The organism is Salmonella sp. SAL04162, from assembly GCF_046551535.1.
In the GTDB taxonomy this organism is placed as follows: domain Bacteria; phylum Pseudomonadota; class Gammaproteobacteria; order Enterobacterales; family Enterobacteriaceae; genus Salmonella; species Salmonella enterica.
The window spans coordinates 23,633-46,894 of the sequence record NZ_JBGDVX010000016.1; the positions used below are offsets into that span (position 1 = coordinate 23,633).

Here is a 23,262-nt window from a genome sequence, read left to right on the forward strand (position 1 = left end):
CGGAAAATAAGAAAAAGGGAAATGAGAAGAAAGAGGCGCTGTTAATCAGGTCAGACACGGGCGCTACCCGTCAAAAGGTAGCGCCGCATTGCTGTCGGATAAACGCAGCGGCCAGGATGGGTTATTTCGCCTGACGCAGATTGTGCGCCGCTTTGACCATGTTCGCTAACGCCGCGCGGGTTTCCGGCCAACCGCGAGTTTTCAGACCGCAGTCCGGATTCACCCACAGGCGTTGTGCCGGAATACGCTGTGCCGCCTTCTTCAGCAGGGCTTCAATCCACTCGACGCTCGGCACGTTCGGCGAGTGAATATCGTACACGCCTGGCCCGATTTCGTTCGGGTAATCGAACGCTTCGAACGACTCCAGCAACTCCATATCCGAGCGGGAGGTCTCAATGGTGATCACATCCGCATCCAGCGCGGCGATCGAATCCATAATATCGTTGAACTCGCAGTAACACATGTGGGTGTGGATCTGGGTTTCATCCTTCGCCACCGCCGCGTTGATGCGGAAGGCTTCCACACCCCATTCCAGATAGGCGTCCCAGTCGCTGCGACGCAGCGGTAGACCTTCGCGCAGCGCCGGTTCGTCGATCTGAATAATCCCGATCCCCGCCGCCTCCAGATCCTCGACTTCATCACGCAGCGCCAGCGCAATCTGTTTCGCAATCGTTTCGCGGGTCACGTCTTCGCGGGGGAATGACCAGCAAAGAATAGTCACCGGGCCGGTCAACATCCCTTTTACCGGCTTGTCGGTCAGCGACTGGGCATATTTCGCCCACTCCACGGTAATCGGTGCCGGACGGCTGATATCGCCAATCACTACCGGCGGTTTCACACAGCGGGAGCCATAGCTTTGCACCCAACCATTCTGGGTAAAGACGAAGCCGTCCAGATGCTCGCCGAAGTATTCCACCATGTCGTTTCGCTCGGCTTCGCCGTGTACCAGCACATCCAGCCCTAAACGCTCCTGCTCGATGATAGCCTGTTTGATATGTTCGGCGATGCCGGTGCGGTAGTTATTCGCGTCGAGGTTGCCCTTTTTGAAGTCCAGACGCAGGCCGCGAATCTCCGTGGTTTGCGGAAACGAACCGATAGTCGTCGTCGGCCAGGCGGGAAGTTTAAAGCGGGCGCGTTGCGCTTCAGCGCGCACCTCATACGGATTCTCACGCTGGCTGTCCTGCGCGGTGATCGCCGCCAGGCGTTTTTCTACCGCGGCATTATGTACGCGGCGGGAGTGACGACGAGCCTGAATCGGTGCGCTCCATTCCTCAAGCGCCGCCGTTTCGCCGCTGTTCAGCGCATCGCGCAGCAACGCCAGTTCACCGCATTTTTGCAGCGCAAAGGCAAACCAGCTTTTAACTTCCGTATCCAGACGCGTTTCGACGCTGAGATCGATCGGGCTGTGCAGCAAAGAGCAGGAGGATGCTACCCACAGCGCGCGTTTGCCCACAATGGCGTTAATCTGCGCGTATTTTTCGGTCAAATCGGCGCGCCAGACATTACGCCCGTTAATCAAGCCTGCGGAGAGCAGCCAGTCGACCGGCAGACGTTGATGCAGTTCCGCTACATCATCTTTGCCATGAATGAGGTCAACATGCAGCCCCTGTACCGGTAGCGCGATAATAGTGTCAAGGTTTGGCGTCACGCCTTCAAAATAGGTCGTCAGCAACAGCTTCACCTGGCCGGCGAGCGCGTCGTAAGCCGGTCTGAAGGCATCCAGCCACGCCTGCGGCAGTTCCAGCACCAGCGCTGGCTCATCAATTTGGACCCACTCTATACCACGTTTTGCCAGTTCAGCCAGCACGTGCTGATACACCGGCAAAATGTCTTTCAGCAACGTCAGGCGGTCAAACGGCTCGCCTTTCACTTTACCCAGCCACAGATACGTGACGGGCCCCAGCAGTACGGGTTTGATCTTATGCCCCAGCGCCAGCGCTTCGTCCACTTCCTCCAGCAACTGTGTCCAGGTGAGTCTGAACTGCTGGCCTTTGCTGAACTCCGGTACTATGTAGTGATAGTTAGTATTAAACCATTTGGTCATTTCCGCTGCCGCCGCCGGTTCGCCGGTTGGCGCGCGACCGCGGCCAATGCGGAACAGAGTGTCGATGTCCACGGAACCGTCGTTGTTCTGATGACGAGCCGGCACATTGCCTAACAGCAGGCTGGTGGTCAGAACATGGTCGTACCAGGCAAAGTCGCCTACCGGTAACAGGTCAATACCCGCTTGTTTCTGCTGCTCCCAGTGACGCGCGCGCAGTTCGCGGCCCACCGCCAGTAACGCTTCACGCGTTGAGTTCCCCGCCCAGTAGCTCTCTTGCGCTTTTTTCAACTCGCGACGCAGGCCAACGCGAGGAAAACCGAGGGTATGAGTCAATATTGTCATTTTACTTCCTCTAATTATATGTAAATCCTAAGTATTTTAAATTCAGGGAAGGCGGCAAGTTTGCTCATCCCCGGGAGCTTACATCAGTAAGTGACCGGGGTGAGGAAACGCAGCCAACGCACCATCAATTTAAAAGACGACGGATTTTGGACGTCTGGATGTTTACACATCCATAATGTAAAGGTACTGTATATTCCTCAAGCGCAATTTGTTCATGGCGAAGTGAAGGACTTTCATGATCGAAATTAAACATCTGAAAACACTCCAGGCATTGCGGAATAGTGGATCGCTGGCTGCTGCTGCTGCGGTGCTGCACCAGACCCAATCCGCTCTGTCTCATCAGTTCAGCGATCTGGAACAACGCCTTGGCTTCCGCCTGTTCGTGCGTAAAAGCCAGCCGCTGCGCTTTACGCCGCAGGGGGAAGTTCTGCTGCAACTGGCAAACCAGGTGCTGCCGCAAATCAGCCGTGCGCTGCAGGCGTGCAACGAACCGCAGCAAACTCGTCTGCGCATCGCTATTGAATGTCATAGCTGTATTCAGTGGCTGACCCCGGCGCTGGAAAACTTCCGTGCAAGCTGGCCGCAGGTAGAAATGGATTTCACATCCGGCGTCACTTTTGATCCGCAACCGGCCTTGCAACAAGGCGAGCTGGATTTGGTGATGACGTCGGATATTTTGCCGCGCAGCGGGCTGCATTATTCGCCGATGTTTGATTTTGAAGTCCGACTGGTGCTGGCGCCCGACCATCCGCTGGCCAGCAAAACGCAGATTACGCCGGAAGATTTAGCCAGCGAAACGCTGTTGATTTACCCGGTGCAGCGCAGCCGACTGGATGTCTGGCGACATTTCCTGCAACCGGCGGGTATCAGTCCGCTGCTGAAAAGCGTGGATAATACGCTACTGCTGATTCAGATGGTGGCGGCCAGAATGGGCATTGCCGCCCTGCCGCACTGGGTGGTGGAAAGCGTTGAGCGCCAGGGTCTGGTGGTGACCAAAACCCTGGGCGATGGTCTGTGGAGCCGCCTGTATGCCGCCGTGCGCGACGGCGACCAGCGTCAGGCGGTGACCGAGGCGTTTATTCGCTCGACGCGGGATCACGCCTGCGATCATCTGCCGTTTGTGCGGAGCGCGGAGCGACCCATTTTCGATGCACCCACAGCGAAGCCAGGATCACAGCCGCGCCTGTAATAAAGCTTGGCCAGTGGGGCTGCTGATGCCAGATGGCAAGATTAACCAGTAGTCCTGCGGGAACATGCATATTATTCATGATACCCAGCGTCCCGGCGTCTACCTGGGTAGCGCCATAGTTCCACATAAAGTAGCCAATGCCGGACGCCACCACGCCGAGAAACACCAGAATGCTCCATTGCAGCGTGGTTTCCGGCAGCTTTTGCGCGTTCCCCAACAGCGACCACGCCACCGCCGCCACCAAAAACGCCCCCAGATAGAACCACGCAAAGGCGTTGTGCTGCGGCATGGGACGGGTCTCCATCAGACGTTTATACCCCACCATTCCGATAGCGAAACTGATATTAGAAAGCTGCACCAGGAGCAAACCGACCCAAAAATGGTCGGTCACGCGATCGTAGCGAATAATCCCGGCGCCAATCACCGCCAGCAACGCGCTAAATGCATAGCCCCAGCGCAAACGACGCTGACTCATCACATCGTAAATCAGCGTGATATAGAGCGGCGTCAGAACGGTAAACAGCAACAGTTCGGATACGGTCAGGTAGAGGTAAGCATGGAAGCTCAACATATACATGATGCCAAGCTGCATCGCCCCCACCAGCATATACAGGCTGATGGTTTTTAGGTTGTGCCCGCGAGAACGCAAAAACGGCAGAAAAACGAGCGCCGCCAGCCCAACGCGTATCAGCACCGCGAAATAGCTATCGACATGCCCGGCAAGATACTCGCCAAATAGACTAAAGGAGAAAGCCCACAGGATAGTGGTAATGATGAGTAGCGCCACAATGGATGTCTCTTAAAACAGGGAACACCCATTGTAGCGGAGAGTGAAGTTGACAACTGGTCAACTAACAAACAATCACATCAACGTAAGAAAAGATCGCGCAGGTAATGCGGCACGGCGTTATCCGCGTTGATGCCGATCACCTCAAGTTCGGGATACAGGTCTTTCAGACGCTGGTGCGCATTGCCCATGATGCAGCCTTTGCCCGCCATCGTGAGCATTTCAGCGTCGTTCATTCCGTCGCCAAAGGCGATACACTCTTTCAGGCTGTACCCCATCGCCTGAGCGACCGCTTCCAGCGCATGACCTTTCGACACTCCGCCCGCCATCACTTCCAGACAGGTTAGCGTAGAGAAGCTCACGTTTACCCGATCGCCCCAGCGCGCGTTAATCGCCTGCTCCAGCGGCAACAACTTTTCATGAGTGTCGCTGGTGAAAAACACTTTGCTGACGCCCTCCGGCTCCAGCAGCGCAGGCTCAAACAGCGAATAGTTAAATACCGCCTCTTTGAAAAAACGCATTTCATCGGGGCGATGACGATTCATAAACCATTCGTCGTCGCGATAAACGTTAGTCACGATGTCCGGGTTCGCATTCACCACCCCGAACAGGTCGCTGGCAATGTCGCTGTCCAGATTATGCGTAAAAACCAAATTCCCGTCGGTATCGTGCACTCGCGCGCCGTTGGAGGTGATCATGTAAGACTTGATTTCAAGATTATCGCGGATTTGCCCTACATCGACATGATGACGACCAGTGGCAAAGACAAAATGGATGCCGCGTGCGGTCAACAGCTTCAGAGTCTCTTTGGCATAAGGGGACAACGTATGGTCGGGGGAGAGCAGCGTGCCATCTAAATCAGACGCAACAACCTGATACATAATAAAATTTAACCTCTAAGCAAAGCGATTTCCGCTGGATAAATTAGGCTTGTTGAAAAATTCAACAATGGCGTTAAGCGCGACTGAGCGCATGGCGTCCTTTTCAAAAAGGATCTCATGGTACGCGCCTTTGATAACCAGCGGTTTTCCCCCTTCACAAGGGTATCCCGCCGCGGCGCGAATTTCACAAAAACGATCGTGGGTGCGGTTATCCACTACCCGCTCTTCTTCCGCCTGAATCAGTAGCGTAGGCGTCGTGTCATCGCTCGCCCCAGCCAGAACCTGCTCACCCGCCAGAATGCCTTCGCGTACCCAATGCCAGGTGGGGCCGCCAACGCGCAGCTGCGGCTCGTCGGCATAAAATCGTAAGTTGCGCTGATAACGCTGGCGGCTGTGGGTCAGCGCATTCATCCCAAACGGCAACGCCCGCCACTGACCGGTACCAATAGCGTAATCTTCACGGATACGCTGGTGCCCTTCGGCCCAGTCGAGAATATGGCGCACCATAAAGGAAGGCAAGCGTATCACAATACCAAACATCGGCGCGGTGAGCGCAATAGCGTCGCACCGCACACGATGGCGTTGCAGGAACAGGGTGGCTATCGCGCCCCCCATTGAGTGCGCCAGGATATAACGCTTACGCCACGGCCCCGGCTCAATTTCCTGCTGCCAGAACGCCGCTAAGTCCTCAACATAATCGTTAAAATGATCAACGTGACCCCGATGCGGGTCCGATAACATCCGCCCGGAGCGCCCTTGACCACGGTGGTCGATGATGAAGATATCAAAACCGAGATGAAAAAGGTCATACGCCAGTTCAGCGTATTTTACATAACTCTCAATGCGGCCAGGACAAATGACGATCGTCCGATCGTTGGAATCATTTCGAAAACGGACAAAGCGCACCGGAATGTTACCCACGCCGATAAACTCCGCCTCTTCCCGCTGACGCCAGAAATCGGTCAGCGGCCCCATAGCAAAAGCGGCAAACGCATTTTCTCTTGTTTCCCAGTCATTTTGCTGCTGAAACATCGGGTTTTCGGCCTCGTTTACCAGGTAAAATCGTTTTTTGCGTCGTGCCTGACACAACACAGCGGCAGTAGCGTATTGTGGCACAAAAACAGACAACCAGGGAGTTTCGCATGACCTTTGAATGGTGGTTCGCCTATCTACTGACCTCAACTCTGCTGAGTCTTTCTCCGGGTTCAGGCGCCATCAATACCATGACGACGTCTATCAACCATGGATATCGTGGCGCAGCGGCTTCTATCGCCGGACTCCAGACCGGGCTGGGGATACATATCGTACTGGTGGGCGTCGGACTGGGTACGCTCTTTTCGCGCTCGCTCCTCGCTTTTGAAATTCTGAAATGGGCTGGCGCGGCTTATCTTATCTGGCTGGGTATCCAGCAATGGCGCGCCGCAGGCGCTATCGATCTGCATACTCTCGCCCAGACGCAATCACGGGGTCGGCTCTTCAAACGGGCGATATTTGTCAATCTAACCAATCCCAAAAGCATTGTCTTTCTTGCCGCCCTGTTTCCGCAATTCATCATGCCGCAGCAACCGCAACTGGCGCAGTACCTCATTCTCGGCGTCACCACGATTGTGGTGGATATGATTGTGATGACCGGTTACGCCACGCTGGCGCAGCGCATTGCCGCCTGGATTAAAGGACCAAAGCAGATGAAGGCGCTGAATAAAGCGTTTGGTTCGTTGTTTATGCTGGTAGGCGCGCTCCTGGCGTCGGCAAGACACGCGTGATAGTCGTGCCGGATGATGTTTATCCGGCCCGGAGGTAAATTAACGCGAAATAATCAGGTGAATACCAAAGCCCGCAAACAGAGCGCCGGCAAAGCCATCAATCCATTTCGCCAGACGCTGATAGCCGCGGCGCATTTTCGGCAGCGCGAACAGGCTGGCGACTACGGTAAACCAGGCCAGCGTTTCCAGGGTGATTAACGCGAAAATACCCCAGCGCGCCGCAGCGCCGACGTTATCGCCGACAAACAGTGAAAAAACGGAACCAAAATAGATAATCGCTTTAGGATTCGACAGATTGGTCAGCAGCCCTTTGAGAAAGCTGCGCCCGCTCTGCGCCAGTTCAATGTGCGGAGAAGACGCCGCCGCATCCTGTTTTTTCAGCGCGCCGCGCAGCATCTGATAGCCCATCCAGCACAGATACAGGCCGCCGCCTACCATAATGATCGTATGCAGCCAGGCCATTTTTTCGATGATGAGATGCAGGCCAAGCAGCGCCACGCCCGCCCATACCATCACGCCGCAGGTAATGCCCAGTACGCCCATCATCGCTTCTTTACGCGAACGGCTGACGGCAGTTTGAGACACGAAGAAAAAGTCGGGGCCGGGGCTCATTAGCGCAACGATGTGCACCATTGCCACGGTGAAAAATAGCATCATCATAAAAATGGCTCGCGGGGAAATAGTTCAGTGAGTCACCATCCTGGCACTTTTTTGCCGGGCTGACTACTCTTCGTCATCACCATCGACATGCGCGCGGATGAGCGCCATGAATTCTTTCCCGAAGCGCTCCAGTTTGCGCATCCCAACCCCGTTAACGCTTAACATCTCGCCGGCGGAAACCGGCATCTGTTCCGCCATCTCTATCAACGTGGCGTCGTTAAAGACCACATACGGCGGGATATTCTCTTCATCAGCGATAGCTTTACGCAGCTTGCGCAACTTAGCGAACAATTTGCGATCGTAATTACCGCCGAACGATTTCTGCATCACGCGGGGTTTGAGGGCGACAATGCGTGGCACCGCAAGCTTTAGCGGAACGTCTCCACGGAGTACCGGACGCGCGGCATCCGTCAACTGTAATGCGGAGTGCTGCGCAATATTTTGCATTACCAGCCCCAGATGAATGAGCTGGCGAATTACGCTCACCCAGTGCTCATGGCTCTTTTCGCGTCCCATGCCATAAACCTTGAGTTTGTCATGACCGAAATCGCGGATGCGTTGGTTATTCGCGCCGCGGATCACCTCGACAACGTAGCCCATGCCAAAACGCTGGTTAACCCGACCAATGGTAGAAAGCGCAATCTGGGCATCGTTTAAGCCATCATATTGTTTGGGCGGATCGAGACAGATATCGCAGTTGCCGCACGGTTCTTGTCGGCCTTCGCCAAAGTAATTAAGCAATACCAGGCGGCGGCAGGTTTGCGCTTCGGCAAAAGCGCCCATCGCATTCAGTTTATGCCGTTCAATATCCTGAAGCTGTCCGGCTGGTTTCTCTTCCAGACAACGACGTAGCCAGGCCATGTCAGCCGGATCGTAAAATAGCATGGCTTCCGCAGGCAGTCCGTCGCGCCCGGCGCGGCCCGTTTCCTGATAGTAGGATTCAATATTGCGCGGGATATCGAAATGCACGACGAAACGTACGTTAGGTTTGTTTATGCCCATTCCAAAAGCGACGGTCGCCACCACGATTTGCAGATCGTCGCGCTGAAATTTTTCCTGCACATCGGCGCGAATAGCGTTTTCCAGCCCCGCATGATAGGCCGCCGCGCTAATGCCGCGACTTTGCAAGCGCGCAGCGGTATCTTCCACTTTCGCCCGACTGTTGCAGTAGATGATACCCGATTTGCCGCGTTGCTCCTGAACATAGCGCATTAGCTGGTCGAGCGGCTTAAACTTCTCCATCAGCATGTAGCGGATATTCGGTCGGTCAAAGCTACTGATCTGGATTAACGGATCGTTAAGCCCAAGCAGACGAATAATATCCTGGCGCGTGGTGTCGTCGGCGGTGGCGGTCAATGCCATAAACGGCAAAGCGGGAAAACGCTGGCGAAGCTGACCGAGAGCCGCATATTCCGGACGGAAATCATGCCCCCATTGCGAGATACAGTGCGCTTCATCCACCGCCAGCAATACCGGATTCCAGTGCGCCAGATGATCAAGAAAGTTGTCCAGCATCAGGCGTTCCGGCGCAATATACAGCAGACGAATCTGTCCGGTACGGCACCCCGCCATCACCTCAAGCTGCTGCTCGCGGCTTTGAGTGGAGTTCAGACAGGCCGCCGCCACCCCGTTCGCCAGTAGCTGATCGACCTGGTCTTTCATCAACGAGATCAGGGGCGAAACGACGACGGTCAATCCGTCCAGCAACAACGCGGGGATTTGATAGCACAGAGATTTGCCGCCGCCGGTGGGCATGACGACCAGACAGTCGCGACCGGAGAGCGCAGTATCAATAATCGCTTCCTGGCCCGGGCGAAACTGTTGGTAGCCAAAGGTTTCCTGCAAAACCTGTTTGGCCCCTGATTCCAGATTCAACACTTCCGCCTGCGCCACATTAACCCCGTTCACCATAAATCAAAACAGGCGCTATTTTCAGCGCCTGCGAGAGAAACTGCAATGTTTAAAACACAATCCAATCAGAAGATATCGTTAAGCATCACGCCGACGCCGACACGTGTCTGATTAAAATTATAGTCGATCAGCGATTCGCCATAGCCGCTATACACCTGGGTATAAAGCCGGACATGTTTGGTGACCGGATAGCTTAATCCAACTTCCGCGCCGCCGTAGCCTGTATTCCAGTTGTACTGGCCTTTGGCGCTTAATACCGCCTCGCCCAGGTGATAACCGATTTTAAGCTGGTAATAACCCATATATTTGGTGATGTCCGGATTATCGTCGGTACTGCCAATCACGTACCACGGTTTGACCTCTACCAGCCAGTTACCGTTTTCGGCCATCAGACGGGTATACAGACGGTTCCAGCTACGCGAGGTGGGGTCCGAACGTCCGTTAGAGTCATGGTTGTAGCCCATCTCTACGTCGCGCAACGTCCAGCCGGCAAAGCGATAATCGGTAGCAAAACCAAGAAAAAGCTGCGGTTCGTAGTTGGTTTCGCGAAACGGCGAAGACTCTTTACTGTTGGAAAGCTGCCACCAGGATTTCTGCGTATAGGAAGCACCCAGTACCGAGTTCGGCCCCAGTATTCCGCGCCACAGCGGAAACGCCAGGCTCAACTGAAATTTCACTTCATCTTTACGTGCGTTTTCAGACCAGTTGTAGGTACTTATGGCCTCTTTGTTCAGATCGCTGGTGTTCGTGTAGATCAAGTAGTTCGTGTCATAAGGGTAAAGCGTAAAAGGGTTATCATGCTCCTGTAGCATGTTAGCGATGATACTTCCCCGTACTGCAGGCGCATCATGAACCTCTTTTATCGTAGCTTCTTGTGCATATGCCGCTAATGGCAGTAGCGTGGCTGGCAACAACCCTCTCAAAATCGCCCGCATTCTTGACGTTCTCCTGACGAAGTATTTTCAGCTTGAATCATTCTCTGCCAACCATTTTTACATATTTACACACATAGCCGTTAGTTATCCCTTCTTAAAGTAGAAAACAACAATTAAGAAGCATAATATCAACATTTCATTAACCAATGAGGTGTCAGGAATCTATGTCCGCTGTACTTACCGCTGAACAAGCTCTGAAATTAGTGGGTGAAATGTTTGTCTACCACATGCCGTTTAATCGGGCGTTAGGGCTGGAGCTGGAACGCTATGAAAAAGCGTTCGCCCAACTGGCCTTTAACAACCAGCCGATGATGGTCGGCAACTGGGCGCAAAGCATTTTACACGGCGGCGTGATCGCCTCTGCGCTGGATGTCGCCGCCGGACTGGTATGCGTCGGCAGCACGCTAACTCGCCACGAAACCATCAGCGAAGATGAACTACGCCAGCGCCTGTCGCGGATGGGAACGATTGACCTGCGCGTCGATTACCTGCGTCCGGGCAGAGGCAACCGCTTTACGGCCACCAGTAGCCTGCTGCGCGCAGGGAATAAAGTGGCCGTCGCCCGCGTGGAATTACACAATGAAGATCAGCTGTACATCGCCAGCGCCACCGCTACTTATATGGTGGGATAAAAGCAGGTAAACTGTTGTTACACTTCAGATACGAGTTTTCCGGATGGACGCAAAACAAACACGGCAGGGCGTATTACTCGCTCTTGCCGCCTATTTTATTTGGGGGATCGCCCCCGCGTATTTCAAGCTGATCTATTACGTTCCCGCAGATGAGATCCTGACGCACCGCGTGATTTGGTCATTTTTCTTTATGGTGGCGCTGCTTAGCGTCAGCCGGCAGTGGCGACAGGTTAAGCGCTTACTGAAAACGCCAAAGAAGATTTTTCTGCTGGCCCTGTCCGCCGTACTGGTCGGCGGTAACTGGCTATTGTTCATTTGGGCGGTAAATAATCACCATATGCTGGAGGCCAGCCTGGGTTATTTCATTAATCCGCTGGTTAACATCTTGCTGGGGATGATTTTTCTTGGCGAACGCTTCCGTCGAATGCAGTGGCTGGCGGTGATTCTGGCGGTGTGCGGCGTGCTGGTGCAACTCTGGACCTTTGGCTCGCTGCCGATTATCGCGCTGGGGCTGGCGTTTAGTTTTGCGTTTTACGGCCTGGTGCGTAAGAAGATCGCCGTTGAAGCGCAGACGGGTATGCTGGTCGAAACGCTATGGCTGTTGCCGGTCGCGGCAATTTATCTGTTTGGCATCGCCGATAGCCCTACCAGCCATATGGGGCAAAACGCACTATCGTTGAACTTGCTGTTAATGGCGGCGGGTGTGGTCACTACGATTCCGCTGCTGTGCTTCACCGGAGCGGCTACGCGTCTGCGTCTTTCTACACTGGGCTTCTTTCAGTATATCGGCCCAACGCTGATGTTTTTACTGGCGGTGACGTTTTATGGCGAAGTGCCGGGCGCGGATAAGATGGTGACATTTGCGTTTATCTGGGTCGCGCTGGCGATTTTCGTGATGGATGCTGTCTATACCCATCGCAGACCGCGCATGAAAATGTAGCGTTTTTTGCCGGATGGCGACGTAAATGCCTGATCCTGTAGGCCTGGTAAGCGTAGCGCCACCAGGCACAATATTACAGCCAGTTCTTGCGCTTAAAGTACAAATACGGCGCAAGCCCCGCCAGAATCATAAAGATAATCGCGCCTGGATAACCAAAGCTCCACTTCAGTTCCGGCATAAACTCGAAGTTCATCCCATAGCTGGAAGCGACCAGCGTCGGCGGCAGGAACACCACGGAAACCACCGAGAAGATTTTGATAATGCGGTTCTGCTCGATGTTGATAAAACCCATCGCCGCCTGCATCAGAAAGTTCACCTTCTGGAACAGCGATTCATTGTGCGGCAGCAGAGATTCGATATCGCGCAGGATCTCACGCGCCTGCTCCAGCTGCCCGCCCGGTAAGCGCGCCTTGCGCACCAGGAAGTTCAGCGCGCGCTGGGTATCCATCAGACACAGGCGTACCTTCCAGCCGATATCTTCCAGTTCCGCCAGCGTGGAGAGCGCTTCGTCGTATTCATCGCCCTGATGCCCTTCCATAATGACGCGGCTCAGTTTTTCCAGATCGCTGTAGATGTTTTCGATTTCATCCGCTAACTGTTCAATTTTGGTTTCGAACAGATCGAGCAGTAATTCGTATGCATTACCGTCGACCATCGCCTGGCTGCGGGCGCGCATACGATACAGACGGAAGGCGGGCAGTTCGCGTTCACGCAGCGTAAACAGACGGCCATCGCGAATAGTGAATGCCACCGTAGAGTTACCGGCATGATCTTCCGCATCTTCGAAGAAGAAGAAGGAGTGGATATGCAATCCGTCTTCGTCTTCAAAGAAGCGCGCGGATGCTTCGATATCTTCCAGTTCAGGACGCGTCGCCAGACTCTGGCCCAGCTCAGATTGTACGCGCAATCGCTCGTCGTCGTCCGGTTCGACCAAATCAACCCATACGGCATCAATCAGGCTTTGTGACTCCTCGACTTCCAGCCGGGTCAGTCGGTTTTTTTCCAGTTGAAATGCGCTCAGCATGACCGGGACTCCCAATGCGTAAAAATATCGGACAGTTCAGATGGGCACACAGAAACAAATTGGGTTTCAGACCATTAAACAGCCTGACTCAACGCGACGGGAAAAAATGAAAGGTCGCTGACAACCGCTAAGGCTATCAGCAAAAAGGGATAGCCTTAGGAGTTGATCCTGGATAACAGGATAATGAGCCAGTATCTACTGGGTGTGTCCAAGGCGAATGTCCTCTTAGCGTAATCGTGGGCGCATGTTACGCCAGCAAAAATTTGCCGTCAACACGCAACGAAACGCGAAAAAGCAATAATTTCCCCTTATGCAGAAAGGTTAGCAGAGTGAGAGTATTTATCTATGATTTCAGAATATTAACATCACTATATCGCCGGATGGCGGCTTCGCCTTATCCGGCCTACAAATCAAAATGTTAGCCAGCGCGTAGGCCGGATAAGAGGTGCCATCCGGCAATATGAGAGCCGGTCAAACCGTTTCCAGCTTCGCATACGCGGCAACCAGCCATTTGATCCCTTGCCCCTGAAAAGCCACCTGCAACCGGCTATGCTCGCCGCTGCCCTCCAGGTTGACAATAGTTCCCTCGCCGAACTTCGCATGGCGCACGCGTTGGCCGAGTTTGTAGCCTGTGTCGTTTTCCGCCAGCGGCGTTCCCATTCGTTGATGGCTCACCGGACGACTGACGGTGGCGCGCAGACGGACCTCTTCCACGCACTCCTCCGGCAGTTCGCCGATAAAACGCGACGGGCGATGGTAGACCTCTTTACCGTACAGACGACGCGTTTCGGCATAGGTTAGCGTTAGTTTCTGCATGGCACGGGTAACGCCGACGTAGGCCAGACGACGCTCCTCTTCCAAACGCCCGCCCTCATCCAGCGACATCTGGCTGGGGAACATGCCCTCTTCCATACCGACAATAAACACCTGCGGAAACTCCAGCCCTTTGGCCGAGTGCAGCGTCATCAGCTGTACTGCATCCTGCCAGGTATCCGCCTGCCCCTCGCCCGCTTCCAGCGCCGCATGAGAGAGGAAGGCCTGCAACGGCATTAAATCTTCATCTTCGTCGTTGTAGCTGAACTGCCGCGTCGCCGTCACCAGTTCCTCTAAGTTTTCGATGCGCGTCTGGCCTTTCTCGCCTTTTTCTTGCTCATACATGGTGCGCAGGCCGGAATCTTTGATCACCCGGTCAGTCTGCACATGCAGCGGCATGTCGGCGGTTTCCTGCGCCAGAGCATCGATCAGTTCCATAAAGCGTTGTAGCGCGCTGGCCGCACGCCCGGCCAGGGCTTTTTCCTGTAACAATTCACGGCACGCCTGCCACAATGTTAGCTGGCGATCGCGCGAGGTCTGACGCACCACATCCAGCGTGCGGTCGCCGATGCCGCGCGTCGGGGTGTTCACCACGCGTTCAAAGGCGGCATCATCGTTGCGATTGGCAATCAAACGCAGATAAGAGAGCGCATCTTTGATCTCCTGGCGTTCGAAGAAGCGCATACCGCCGTAAATGCGGTACGGCATACTGGCCTGTAATAACGCCTCTTCCAGCACGCGCGACTGGGCGTTGCTACGATAAAGGATGGCGCATTGCGCAAGCGCGCCGCCGTTGTCCTGCCAGGTTTTGATACGGTTAACCACAAAGCGCGCTTCATCCAGTTCGTTGAAAGCGCAGTACAGCGATATCGGTTCGCCATCAACGCCGTCAGTCCACAGTTTTTTACCCAGACGCCCATTGTTATTCTCAATCAGAGCGTTCGCCGCGCTAAGGATGTTGCTGGTCGAGCGGTAATTCTGCTCCAGACGAATGGTCTGCGCGCCGGGGAAATCATTGAGGAAGCGCTGGATGTTTTCTACCTGGGCCCCGCGCCAGCCGTAGATCGACTGGTCATCGTCGCCGACAATCATCACTTTACCGGTATCGCCCGCCAGCAGACGAACCCAGGCGTACTGAATATTGTTGGTATCCTGGAATTCGTCCACCAGAATGTTAGTAAACCGCTCGCGATAGTGTTGCAGGATGTGCGGCTTGTTCAGCCATAGTTCATGAGCGCGCAGCAGTAGCTCGGCAAAATCCACCAGACCAGCGCGATCGCACGCTTCCTGATAGGCCTGATACACCTTCTGCCAGGTCTGCTCCACCGGGTTGCCATAGCTTTGAATATGGTGCGGGCGTAGCCCTTCGTCTTTCTGGCTATTGATGTACCACATCGCCTGACGCGGCGGCCACTGCTTCTCATCAAGATTCATCGCCTTAATCAGGCGTTTAAGCAAACGCATCTGATCTTCGCTGTCGAGAATCTGGAAATCCTGCGGCAAATTAGCGTCCATATGATGCGCGCGCAGCAGGCGGTGCGCCAGACCGTGGAACGTCCCTACCCACATTCCGCCCTGGCTGGTCCCCATCAACTGGCCAATACGATGGCGCATTTCCGCCGCCGCTTTGTTGGTAAAGGTCACCGCCATGATGGAGTATGGCGAGTTGTTTTCTACGCTCAGTAACCAGGCGATACGGTGCACCAGCACGCGGGTTTTCCCGCTTCCCGCGCCCGCCAACACCAGCATGTTGCTACGTGGCGCGGCCACCGCTTCGCGCTGTTTATCATTAAGGCTGTCGAGCAGGTAAGAAACGTCCATTGGCACCGCCGCGTAAAAACATGAAAACTAAAAACGCCCGGTGGCGCTTCGCTTACCGGGGCTACTTATCGTAGGGCGGATAAGCATAACGCCATCCGCCAGAATAACTGGGAATTTATACAGAACTACTGGTGATTATATCAGCGAGGTGAGAGATGCCAACCGCGAAATTTCGATATGCGGCAGTAAACGGCTGTCCTGCGTCCGCATCAGGTCGGCATTTTCAGGTTTAATCCAGCAGGCCTGCATCCCACAGCGAATAGCGCCAGCCACATCGGTAGTCAGATCGTCGCCGACATGCAGGATCTCGCCGATCGGCACATGCAGTTTTTCCGCCGCCAGGAAATACATGTCGCTAAACGGCTTGGAACGTCCATCCGGGCCGGCGCGCAGTACAAACTTAAAGTAATCGCCGAGGCCAAACAGTTCCGGCTGGGCGTTGCCGTTAGTGATCGCCACCAGCGGCCATTTTTTCGCAAGCTGCTGTAACGTCTCATGGGTAGCCTGCGGAACCTCAATCTGGCTGCGCCATTTGGCAAAATGCATCATCGCCGCATTCGCGCCGGCAATGGCCTCCTGCGCCGATAATCCCGCATCCCGCATGGCCTGCTCTATCGCGCGATGGCGCCAGCGGGTAACGTCATGATAGATTTCCGGCTCCGCTTCACGCACCGCCTGCCGTATCCGCTGTAAATCGACGTTTTGAAACGAACGTAGCGACGGGTGATAATTCTGCATAAAAGCGAGCGCTTCCTGCTCAGTACGCAAAATCACCGGACGGTTATCATAAAGGGTATCATCCAGGTCAAAGGTGAGCGCGGCAATACGCCCCAAAGGCCGGTAAAAACGCATTATTTCCCCCGTTTAGCGCGCGGATGCGCCGCGTCGTACACTGAAGCAAGATGTTGAAAATCAAGATGAGTATAAATTTGGGTGGTGGAAAGGTTGGCATGACCCAGCAGCTCTTGCACGCCGCGCAGATCGCCGCTCGATTCCAGCATATGGGTCGCAAACGAATGGCGCAGCTTATGTGGATGCACGTGGCTGTTTAGCCCCTGCTTTATGCCCCATTCAGCGAACCGTTTTTGGACATTGCGCGCGGAGATACGCTTGCCGAGCTTCGACAGGAATAACGCCTCTTCATCGCTGGCGAACAGTCCGCGCAGATCCAGCCAGTGCTCAATCCACGTCACCGCGTTACGGCCAATCGGCAGGCGTCGCTCTTTGCTGCCTTTACCCATTACCCACACTTCGCCGGTATCAAGATCGAGGTGCTTTATATCCAGGCCAACCAGTTCGGATAAACGCAGCCCCGCGCCGTACATGACCTCCAGCATCGCCCGATCACGTACGGCGAGCGGATCGTTAAGATCGATGTCCAGCAGGCGGTTAACGTCGTCGACATCAATATTTTTCGGCAGATGACGCGGCGCTTTCGGTGCGGAGACGCCCTTCGCCGGGTTAGCTTTCAATTCGCCCTGACTGACTAACCAGTCAAAAAAGCTTCGCAATGCCGAGAGACGTAGCGCCAGACTGGCAGGGCCAAGCCCTTTACGCCGACTGCGCACCGCAAAACTGCGCACAATCGCAGCGTCACATTGTTGCCAGCTTTTCAGCCCGGTTTCTCCGGCTAAAGCGATAATGGCATCAAGCTGACGCTGGTAGTTCTGCAGGGTAATGGGGCTAAGCTGGCGCTCCACGCCTAAATAGCGCAGGAACCGCGAGACATCCAGAGAAAGCGCGACATCCGTCATACGCGTTTAATCCAGCGTTCCAGCAGCTCCGGCAGCATCAGCGCGATCTCCTGTAAAAGCTGCGTCCCCTGCCCCGGCTGATAGTGGTGCGGGTCACGGCTGCTGAAGAGAATCACCCCGAGGTCGCCATCGCTGCCCATCATCGACATGGCTACCGAGCCTACAGCCTTCGCCTCCGGCAAGACCACCAGCAGTTCCGGGCCGTTTAGCGGGCCAAGATAATGCTGCGACTGTCCCAATCGTTGAATACGCAGCGGCTCGAAGGCCTGACGGTTTAAAGCCAGATGCGTATAGCGCGATGGCGCGCCAAGACGCCACCGATCCGGGAACAAACGCAGCGTCGCGCCGGCAAGCCCCAAATCGCGCGCCCAGCGGTGAAACCGCATCAGCATCTCATCCAGACTATCCGCGGCGACCAGACGGCTTTGCAGATGCAGCAAGCGATAAAACAGGCTTTCATTGGCATGAGCCTGTTCCATCAGCAGCGTCATATTTTCTTCAAGCACATTGATGTGATTACGCGCGCGGGCCATATGCCACTCAACGAGCGAAACCGTTCCCCGCACGGGATGTGGAACACGCATCGCTTCCACGGCATGGGCGTTACGGATAAAAAACTCAGGGTGGTGGCGCAGGTAATCGACGACCGCTCGATCGTCCAGTTCCGTGAGCGTTTCCTGTAGTTCTTCCTCTGGTTGCTTCATAAATGGATAAATCCGTCGTAGATATGTGCCGCCGGACCAGTCATGTATAACGGATGACCCGGACCTTTCCAGGCGATATCCAGCCGACCGCCCGGTAATTCCACGCGTACTTCTTCAGCCAGCAGCCCCTGCTGAATCCCCACGGCAACGGCAGCGCACGCGCCGCTGCCGCACGCGCGGGTCTCCCCTGCGCCGCGTTCATAGACTCGCAGCCGGATATGCTCACGTCTTACAACCTGCATAAAACCAATGTTGGCGCGTTCCGGAAAACGCTCATGGCTTTCCAGAACCGGCCCCAGTGTTTCAACAGCCGCCGTGTCGACATTATCAACCTGAATGACACAGTGCGGATTGCCCATTGAAACCACGCCGCACAGTATGGTCTGTTCCGCCGCTCGCATAATATACGTCTTTTCCGCTTTGTTGGCGCGAAAAGGCACCTGCGCGGGTTCAAAGTTTGGCTCCCCCATATTCACCCGCACCAGTTCATCTTCCGTGACGCTCAGTACCATCCGGCCATTCGCGGTACTGACCCGAATATCGCGTTTATTGGTTAGCCCTTTCAGGCGAACAAATCGCGCGAAACAGCGCGCGCCATTGCCGCACTGTGAGACTTCACTGCCGTCGGCGTTGAAGATGCGGTAATGAAAGTCCAGCTCAGGATCATAGGGCGGCTCAACCACCAGCAGCTGATCGAACCCTACGCCCAGGTGTCTGTCGGATAGCCGACGAATCAGTTCCGGCGAAAAAAAGACATTCTGCGTTACCGCGTCGACGACCATAAAATCGTTGCCAAGGCCATGCATTTTAGAGAATTGCATCATTCACTCCGTTCACGCGGGGACAGAAAACTATCCTCAGTAATTGACCTGGGACGGGCCATCTCCCGTTGCGCGATCGTTCTTATCGGGCATCGTGGACTGCGTTTGCGAATCGACTTTTTTCGTCGGCGGCGGCGCATTTTTATCGGCTGGCGGGAAATAAAGCGGCCCTTTCAAACCGCAGCCCGTCAGGCTGAACAGAGTCAGAAGTACAGCGAGTGTCTTAAACACGTTTTTCATTATGGATTGCCTGTAAGTTCATGCTTTCTATTTTCTATCATCGCAGGAGAAGGCGTAAAAGCAAGCGTTTAGGGGCTCTTTATAAAATCTGAAAAGCGGCGCGTTGCCATGATTATTGCGCATTTACATCAGGAAACATGCTTTGCTAATCACTTTAGGTTTACGTACCACGTCCGGATGACCTTATGCAATATCGTAATTTGTTTTGCCTTTTTTCGCTTTCACTTCTGCTGCCTCCCGCCTGGGGATGCCGGCTGAGTGAATCTCCGCACAATGTTTATCAACGGCAAGGCAGCGGCGTGGTTTATCTCCAGCCAGAAGAGGAGAAAAATCTTTCGTTGCCGGAGGTGAATTTCAAACGCCTGCGTCGGTTACCCAATTCATTGATTAACCCGGCAACTCAGGATGAGTGGGACAGGGAACCACCGCTCACCGACCTGACAACCGATCACGTTCATACCGGTGCACAGGCTATCTTCCCGCACTTTTCCTACTACAGCGACGGACGCGTTATTCTGTACGGTGGAAAAATCATGCGTAATCCGCCGGGGACGGCATCGGTAGATGTCGCCTCATTTCGCGCCTTTGGCAAAATCGGTGTTGATAAAAATAGTCTCTATTACGAAGGCAAACGAACGGATGACAACGGCGGCGAAAACCGCGTTAATTTACAGTCATTGCGCAAAGTTGAATTCAGCAGCCAGTGGAAACCAGACCTGATGGGCTTGACGCTGCGCGACGATCGCTTTCTTTATGTCGAAGGGCATCGCCTGAGCGACCCGGGCAGTTTCACCGTTCTGGCGCAAAAGCCCTGGGATCAGCGCGGTAAATTTTCCGCCACATTTAATCCGTGTGTCGCCGTCCCCTTTGGTCCCTGGGATACGCTGGCCCGTACGCGTACAAAAATAATGCTCAATGGCGAACTATTGGATGCCGATCCGGATACCTTTTCCGTGGTGCGCTGGATGCCCGGTTCTCTATTGACCTGGCGCGATAAAAACGGCTTGCACCGTTACGTTCTCAACCAGAACAACCTGGATTGGGACATGCAAATTGAAAAACACTGTGATGCGTTCAACCTGCAGGAAAAACGCGTGCTGTGGCGTAAAGGACCGGAATGCAAATTTGCCGAAATCCCCGGCCTTGACCCGGAACAATTTCATCCGCTCAGTAATGCGGTGGCGCAGTATCAGGATCGGCTTTATGTCATCAGGAAAACGGAATTCGACGAAAACCAACTGGATGTCGTCACGCTGGATAACCCAAATCTGGTGATAGACAAGCGCTTTAATGCCGGGCGGCATCACGGTTATTTACTCACTAAAACGCGATCCGGCTTTGAGGAAGAAGACGGATTGCAGGTATTCGAGTCGGCTGGCCCGCTTATTCTGATGGACTATCACGTTCCGGGCGAGACAGAAGCGCATCTGGGCGACAGCCCACATTACAAAAAATGGTACGCGCGCGACGATCGCTATGTTTACGCGTTTGATGGCGCTCAACTGTGGCGCTATCCCACGCCCAATCCCAAAGCTCTACGCGTGAAATGGCAAACAGCGTACTCAGGATACGGCTATTGGGTGGATTACCGCATAGCCCAGTTAGATGGCGCTCTCATGGAGGATGGCTCTTTTATCGCCACGGGTATCCCGCGCGATCCTTCCGTAAAAACAGCCTATGTTAAAACCGATGGTACCTTTGACATCGGCAAAACAGCGGTTCGCTGGCGCAAGGTTCTGTCACCTGACGGCGAGTGGGGTCGTTGGCAAACCATTCCCAACGTTGACCCGAGTCAGTTTCATCTGGTTAACGATCGCATCGCGCAATATAAGAACCGGCTATACATTGCGAGGCTCTCACCTTTTGGCGAAGACCAGTTGGAAACGCTAGAACTGGATAGCGCAACCCCCTTCCTGAACCGGAAAATTAACGCCGGAAAAGAGCACAGCTATTTTATGCGTGATAGCCAACAAGGTCAGGGTATTCAGATCTTTAGCATCAATGGGCCGCTAAAAGTCACCGAGCGTTTTGCGTATGACAACCGCTACGTTTATACGTGGATTGGCAGCCAGCTTTACCGAACAGCATCCCCCTGCCCGGATAAGACGCATACTCTGAATAGGAACGTCAGGTACACCAACAATAAAGACATCATCATCATAACGCAGGCACAGGAATGCCAAAAATCACGCCGCTAAGCCGTTTTGCGCGCTTGGATAAACATTTGAAAAACGCCCTTCGGGGCGTGGGGATCGGTTCATGCATTTACGTCATTATTGAAAGCATTATGCACGGCACGATAAACGGTGTTGAAGCTGCCGGAGTCCTGACGATAAGCGCGGTACTCGGTCTGCTTAGCGCTCTTTTGGATATCAAAGCAAAGCCACGCTATCCCCTAATCCTGCTGCATTTTCTCCTTTGCGGCAGCTGCGTCGTGCTGATGGTAGCAATGCTGTCGGCTCTGAACCATTTCCCGGTTAATGCGTCCGTCATCCTCATTGCCAGTGCGCTATTTATCGCCATTTATCTACCGCTGGGTTTTATTCTTTACCGCTCACAACGCTAAGGCGTATCGGTTCCAGAAGCTGACGCTTCCCCTTATACTGGCGCTATCACTCAATAGCGGGATAAAACAATGAACGACAGTGAATTTCATCGCCTGGCTGACGCCCTGTGGCTCACCATTGAAGAACGCCTCGATAGCTGGGACGGCGACAGCGATATCGACTGCGAAATCAACGGCGGCGTGCTGACCCTCAGCTTTGAGAACGGCAGTAAAATCATTATTAACCGTCAGGAGCCGCTGCATCAGGTATGGCTGGCGACCAAACAGGGCGGCTATCACTTTGACCTGAAAGGCGACGAGTGGATTTGCGATCGCAGCGGCGAAACCTTCTGGGATCTGCTGGAGCAGGCGGCGACACAGCAGGCAGGTGAAAAGGTGAGTTTTCGTTAAGTTTTCAATTCCGCAGGAGAGCCAGAAGAATAGCGCTTTCCTGCGTATATTTAACGAGATATGCGGTCGTATTACCAACCCCGGAATGTGAAATACAGCCAGGTTGCCAGAAACAGCGCGGGCCATACACTCAACCAACCAACCCAAAAACCGTAGCGTTGCCAAAAGGTTAGGTTAAACAGTGGCTTCTGCTCGGTAAAAAGTTGACGTAACGCTGGTGACCAACGTTTTTCCTTGATTTCATTGCTGCAATGCTTGCATATCGCTAAACCAAACTTATCTCTTTTTCTCGCTTGAGACAAACCACATGTACGGGTCCTTTTTTGGCGAATAATCAACCATACATCCTGATTATTACAATAAGGGCATGTTTCATGTGTGGGTAGGGTTGCCAGAGGCAGCACATCAATATGGTGAGTAATAACAAAAAACATATATCTCTACCCTATTGTTCTAGGTTTCTGGCAACAGCCATTTTAAAAATATCCTGTAACTCATCTGAATCATAATCGAGATCGTTTAGAGAGATATTCATCACGCGATTACTTTCATGCTTATTCAATAATGACAGAAAATTATTACGCATTTTCTCATTAGTAATTCGCTGACAATAAAGCTCAACATCTTTGACAAAAACGGCCAGCACAGGCGTATTATCGCTAACACGCTCACCAACATAGTCGATTTCATGCCAGTAAACTATTGGTAGCCTGGTTGTGTGTAATGTTACTCCCTCCTGGTTCAACGTTAACTGTGGCTTTCCTGAAAAGGCGGAGTACCAGTAAGCACTTGCGCCTGCTATCATGAGGATTATGAAAAAAACACACATCATCTTTAGCATAATACTATAATTTAGAAAGAGGCTCATCATAAGAGCTATAGCTAACACTGAATAAAACAGAGCTAATTTTATTTGTCGTTTCTTATTCACGTAAATAAGAATAGGGTTGTTTATTGACATATAATATCCTTTTATAAAAACATCCATAAGAAACCATTAAAGAGCTTTTGTTTCTAATATGGTTTTTCAAAACATATTTACGAA

24 protein-coding genes are annotated in these 23,262 nt (G+C 53.6%); 7 read left to right on the top strand and 17 right to left on the bottom strand.

Annotated features, from left to right (window positions below; translation table 11 throughout):
- Positions 1–121: 121 nt before the first annotated feature.
- Positions 122–2,386 carry a 5-methyltetrahydropteroyltriglutamate--homocysteine S-methyltransferase gene (gene metE / locus ACLJRH_RS23170; protein WP_023137097.1) on the bottom strand — a complete coding sequence of 755 codons (2,265 nt, stop codon included), beginning with the start codon at positions 2,384–2,386 and terminating at the stop codon, positions 122–124.
- Between the two features lie 235 nt (positions 2,387–2,621).
- On the opposite strand from metE, the gene metR reads away from it, so the two are divergent.
- The gene (gene metR, locus ACLJRH_RS23175) at positions 2,622–3,575 is read left to right on the top strand and encodes an HTH-type transcriptional regulator MetR (RefSeq protein ID WP_000569786.1); all 954 of its coding nucleotides are present in this window, start codon (positions 2,622–2,624) and stop codon (positions 3,573–3,575) included.
- Here metR and ACLJRH_RS23180 read toward each other — a convergent pair.
- The 3 genes from ACLJRH_RS23180 to pldB all read right to left on the bottom strand — a co-directional run bounded on the left by ACLJRH_RS23180 (position 3,463) and on the right by pldB (position 6,275).
- Positions 3,463–4,362, bottom strand: coding sequence for a carboxylate/amino acid/amine transporter (locus tag ACLJRH_RS23180; protein ID WP_001196254.1), 900 nt, complete (start codon positions 4,360–4,362; stop codon positions 3,463–3,465). The two genes, metR and ACLJRH_RS23180, sit on opposite strands and share 113 nt — an antisense overlap.
- Positions 4,363–4,442: 80 nt before the next feature.
- Positions 4,443–5,243, bottom strand: coding sequence for a sugar/pyridoxal phosphate phosphatase YigL (gene yigL / locus ACLJRH_RS23185; RefSeq protein ID WP_000285338.1), 801 nt, complete (start codon positions 5,241–5,243; stop codon positions 4,443–4,445).
- 15 nt (positions 5,244–5,258) lie between these two features.
- Positions 5,259–6,275: a lysophospholipase L2 gene (gene pldB, locus ACLJRH_RS23190; RefSeq protein ID WP_000487685.1), complete on the bottom strand. Its 1,017-nt coding sequence runs from the start codon at positions 6,273–6,275 to the stop codon at positions 5,259–5,261.
- Between the two features lie 110 nt (positions 6,276–6,385).
- On the opposite strand from pldB, the gene rhtB reads away from it, so the two are divergent.
- Entirely contained in the window at positions 6,386–7,006 is a 621-nt protein-coding gene (gene rhtB / locus ACLJRH_RS23195; protein WP_000142523.1) for a homoserine/homoserine lactone efflux protein, read from the top strand.
- 39 nt (positions 7,007–7,045) lie between these two features.
- Here rhtB and rhtC read toward each other — a convergent pair whose 3' ends face one another.
- The 3 genes from rhtC to pldA form a co-directional block, all read right to left on the bottom strand.
- Positions 7,046–7,666, bottom strand: coding sequence for a threonine export protein RhtC (gene rhtC / locus ACLJRH_RS23200; protein WP_000980080.1), 621 nt, complete (start codon positions 7,664–7,666; stop codon positions 7,046–7,048).
- A gap of 63 nt (positions 7,667–7,729) precedes the next feature.
- A complete protein-coding gene (gene recQ / locus ACLJRH_RS23205; protein WP_001518200.1) occupies positions 7,730–9,559 on the bottom strand; it encodes an ATP-dependent DNA helicase RecQ in 1,830 nt (609 codons plus the stop codon).
- A gap of 83 nt (positions 9,560–9,642) precedes the next feature.
- Entirely contained in the window at positions 9,643–10,512 is an 870-nt protein-coding gene (gene pldA, locus ACLJRH_RS23210; RefSeq protein WP_001201692.1) for a phospholipase A, read from the bottom strand.
- Positions 10,513–10,676: 164 nt separating this feature from the next.
- On the opposite strand from pldA, the gene yigI reads away from it, so the two are divergent.
- Together yigI and rarD are read left to right on the top strand one after the other, a co-directional pair.
- A complete protein-coding gene (gene yigI, locus ACLJRH_RS23215) occupies positions 10,677–11,144 on the top strand; it encodes an acyl-CoA thioesterase YigI (RefSeq protein WP_001277136.1) in 468 nt (155 codons plus the stop codon).
- 43 nt (positions 11,145–11,187) lie between these two features.
- The gene (gene rarD / locus ACLJRH_RS23220; RefSeq protein WP_000339083.1) at positions 11,188–12,084 is read left to right on the top strand and encodes an EamA family transporter RarD; all 897 of its coding nucleotides are present in this window, start codon (positions 11,188–11,190) and stop codon (positions 12,082–12,084) included.
- A gap of 73 nt (positions 12,085–12,157) precedes the next feature.
- Here rarD and corA read toward each other — a convergent pair whose 3' ends face one another.
- The 8 genes from corA to lptM all read right to left on the bottom strand — a co-directional run bounded on the left by corA (position 12,158) and on the right by lptM (position 19,261).
- On the bottom strand, positions 12,158–13,108 hold the full coding sequence (gene corA / locus ACLJRH_RS23225; protein ID WP_000947139.1) for a magnesium/cobalt transporter CorA: 951 nt from the start codon (positions 13,106–13,108) through the stop codon (positions 12,158–12,160).
- 155 nt (positions 13,109–13,263) lie between these two features.
- Positions 13,264–13,320 (bottom strand): YsgD/CorL family protein, encoded by a 57-nt coding sequence (gene ysgD / locus ACLJRH_RS23230; protein ID WP_213083418.1) that lies wholly within the window; start codon positions 13,318–13,320, stop codon positions 13,264–13,266.
- Positions 13,321–13,579: 259 nt separating this feature from the next.
- On the bottom strand, positions 13,580–15,742 hold the full coding sequence (gene uvrD, locus ACLJRH_RS23235; RefSeq protein ID WP_000383436.1) for a DNA helicase II: 2,163 nt from the start codon (positions 15,740–15,742) through the stop codon (positions 13,580–13,582).
- Positions 15,743–15,877: 135 nt separating this feature from the next.
- Positions 15,878–16,594, bottom strand: coding sequence for a 5-amino-6-(5-phospho-D-ribitylamino)uracil phosphatase YigB (gene yigB, locus ACLJRH_RS23240; RefSeq protein WP_001213560.1), 717 nt, complete (start codon positions 16,592–16,594; stop codon positions 15,878–15,880).
- Positions 16,594–17,496 (bottom strand): tyrosine recombinase XerC, encoded by a 903-nt coding sequence (xerC, locus tag ACLJRH_RS23245; RefSeq protein ID WP_000132868.1) that lies wholly within the window; start codon positions 17,494–17,496, stop codon positions 16,594–16,596. Before xerC ends, yigB begins: the two co-directional genes overlap by 1 nt.
- Positions 17,493–18,200, bottom strand: coding sequence for a DUF484 domain-containing protein (locus ACLJRH_RS23250; protein WP_000812760.1), 708 nt, complete (start codon positions 18,198–18,200; stop codon positions 17,493–17,495). The genes xerC and ACLJRH_RS23250 overlap by 4 nt, the downstream gene beginning before the upstream one ends.
- Positions 18,197–19,021 carry a diaminopimelate epimerase gene (gene dapF, locus ACLJRH_RS23255; RefSeq protein ID WP_001160671.1) on the bottom strand — a complete coding sequence of 275 codons (825 nt, stop codon included), beginning with the start codon at positions 19,019–19,021 and terminating at the stop codon, positions 18,197–18,199. The genes ACLJRH_RS23250 and dapF overlap by 4 nt, the downstream gene beginning before the upstream one ends.
- Before the next feature lie 36 nt (positions 19,022–19,057).
- The gene (gene lptM / locus ACLJRH_RS23260; RefSeq protein WP_000799903.1) at positions 19,058–19,261 is read right to left on the bottom strand and encodes an LPS translocon maturation chaperone LptM; all 204 of its coding nucleotides are present in this window, start codon (positions 19,259–19,261) and stop codon (positions 19,058–19,060) included.
- Positions 19,262–19,446: 185 nt separating this feature from the next.
- Between lptM and ACLJRH_RS23265 the strand changes: the two genes are divergently transcribed.
- The 3 genes from ACLJRH_RS23265 to cyaY all read left to right on the top strand — a co-directional run bounded on the left by ACLJRH_RS23265 (position 19,447) and on the right by cyaY (position 22,217).
- A complete protein-coding gene (locus ACLJRH_RS23265) occupies positions 19,447–21,459 on the top strand; it encodes a hypothetical protein (protein WP_023137098.1) in 2,013 nt (670 codons plus the stop codon).
- Positions 21,438–21,827 carry a DUF3021 family protein gene (locus ACLJRH_RS23270; protein WP_001124433.1) on the top strand — a complete coding sequence of 130 codons (390 nt, stop codon included), beginning with the start codon at positions 21,438–21,440 and terminating at the stop codon, positions 21,825–21,827. The genes ACLJRH_RS23265 and ACLJRH_RS23270 overlap by 22 nt, the downstream gene beginning before the upstream one ends.
- Positions 21,828–21,896: 69 nt before the next feature.
- A complete protein-coding gene (cyaY, locus tag ACLJRH_RS23275; RefSeq protein ID WP_000999927.1) occupies positions 21,897–22,217 on the top strand; it encodes an iron donor protein CyaY in 321 nt (106 codons plus the stop codon).
- Between the two features lie 71 nt (positions 22,218–22,288).
- On the opposite strand, the gene ACLJRH_RS23280 is transcribed toward cyaY, so the two are convergent.
- Together ACLJRH_RS23280 and ACLJRH_RS23285 are read right to left on the bottom strand one after the other, a co-directional pair.
- Positions 22,289–22,651, bottom strand: coding sequence for a hypothetical protein (locus tag ACLJRH_RS23280; protein ID WP_001641751.1), 363 nt, complete (start codon positions 22,649–22,651; stop codon positions 22,289–22,291).
- Positions 22,652–22,662: 11 nt separating this feature from the next.
- Positions 22,663–23,205: an STM3941 family protein gene (locus ACLJRH_RS23285; protein WP_015406210.1), complete on the bottom strand. Its 543-nt coding sequence runs from the start codon at positions 23,203–23,205 to the stop codon at positions 22,663–22,665.
- Positions 23,206–23,262: the final 57 nt, after the last annotated feature.

Coding starts and splice junctions, on each gene's coding strand:
- metE (WP_023137097.1), bottom strand. CDS start 2,386: ATGACAATATTGACTCATACCCTCGGTTTTCCTCGCGTTGGCCTGCGT.
- metR (WP_000569786.1), top strand. CDS start 2,622: ATGATCGAAATTAAACATCTGAAAACACTCCAGGCATTGCGGAATAGT.
- yigL (WP_000285338.1), bottom strand. CDS start 5,243: ATGTATCAGGTTGTTGCGTCTGATTTAGATGGCACGCTGCTCTCCCCC.
- pldB (WP_000487685.1), bottom strand. CDS start 6,275: ATGTTTCAGCAGCAAAATGACTGGGAAACAAGAGAAAATGCGTTTGCC.
- rhtB (WP_000142523.1), top strand. CDS start 6,386: ATGACCTTTGAATGGTGGTTCGCCTATCTACTGACCTCAACTCTGCTG.
- rhtC (WP_000980080.1), bottom strand. CDS start 7,666: ATGATGATGCTATTTTTCACCGTGGCAATGGTGCACATCGTTGCGCTA.
- pldA (WP_001201692.1), bottom strand. CDS start 10,512: ATGCGGGCGATTTTGAGAGGGTTGTTGCCAGCCACGCTACTGCCATTA.
- yigI (WP_001277136.1), top strand. CDS start 10,677: ATGTCCGCTGTACTTACCGCTGAACAAGCTCTGAAATTAGTGGGTGAA.
- rarD (WP_000339083.1), top strand. CDS start 11,188: ATGGACGCAAAACAAACACGGCAGGGCGTATTACTCGCTCTTGCCGCC.
- corA (WP_000947139.1), bottom strand. CDS start 13,108: ATGCTGAGCGCATTTCAACTGGAAAAAAACCGACTGACCCGGCTGGAA.
- uvrD (WP_000383436.1), bottom strand. CDS start 15,742: ATGGACGTTTCTTACCTGCTCGACAGCCTTAATGATAAACAGCGCGAA.
- yigB (WP_001213560.1), bottom strand. CDS start 16,594: ATGCGTTTTTACCGGCCTTTGGGGCGTATTGCCGCGCTCACCTTTGAC.
- xerC (WP_000132868.1), bottom strand. CDS start 17,496: ATGACGGATGTCGCGCTTTCTCTGGATGTCTCGCGGTTCCTGCGCTAT.
- ACLJRH_RS23250 (WP_000812760.1), bottom strand. CDS start 18,200: ATGAAGCAACCAGAGGAAGAACTACAGGAAACGCTCACGGAACTGGAC.
- dapF (WP_001160671.1), bottom strand. CDS start 19,021: ATGCAATTCTCTAAAATGCATGGCCTTGGCAACGATTTTATGGTCGTC.
- lptM (WP_000799903.1), bottom strand. CDS start 19,261: ATGAAAAACGTGTTTAAGACACTCGCTGTACTTCTGACTCTGTTCAGC.
- ACLJRH_RS23265 (WP_023137098.1), top strand. CDS start 19,447: ATGCAATATCGTAATTTGTTTTGCCTTTTTTCGCTTTCACTTCTGCTG.
- ACLJRH_RS23270 (WP_001124433.1), top strand. CDS start 21,438: ATGCCAAAAATCACGCCGCTAAGCCGTTTTGCGCGCTTGGATAAACAT.
- cyaY (WP_000999927.1), top strand. CDS start 21,897: ATGAACGACAGTGAATTTCATCGCCTGGCTGACGCCCTGTGGCTCACC.
- ACLJRH_RS23280 (WP_001641751.1), bottom strand. CDS start 22,651: ATGTTTTTTGTTATTACTCACCATATTGATGTGCTGCCTCTGGCAACC.
- ACLJRH_RS23285 (WP_015406210.1), bottom strand. CDS start 23,205: ATGGATGTTTTTATAAAAGGATATTATATGTCAATAAACAACCCTATT.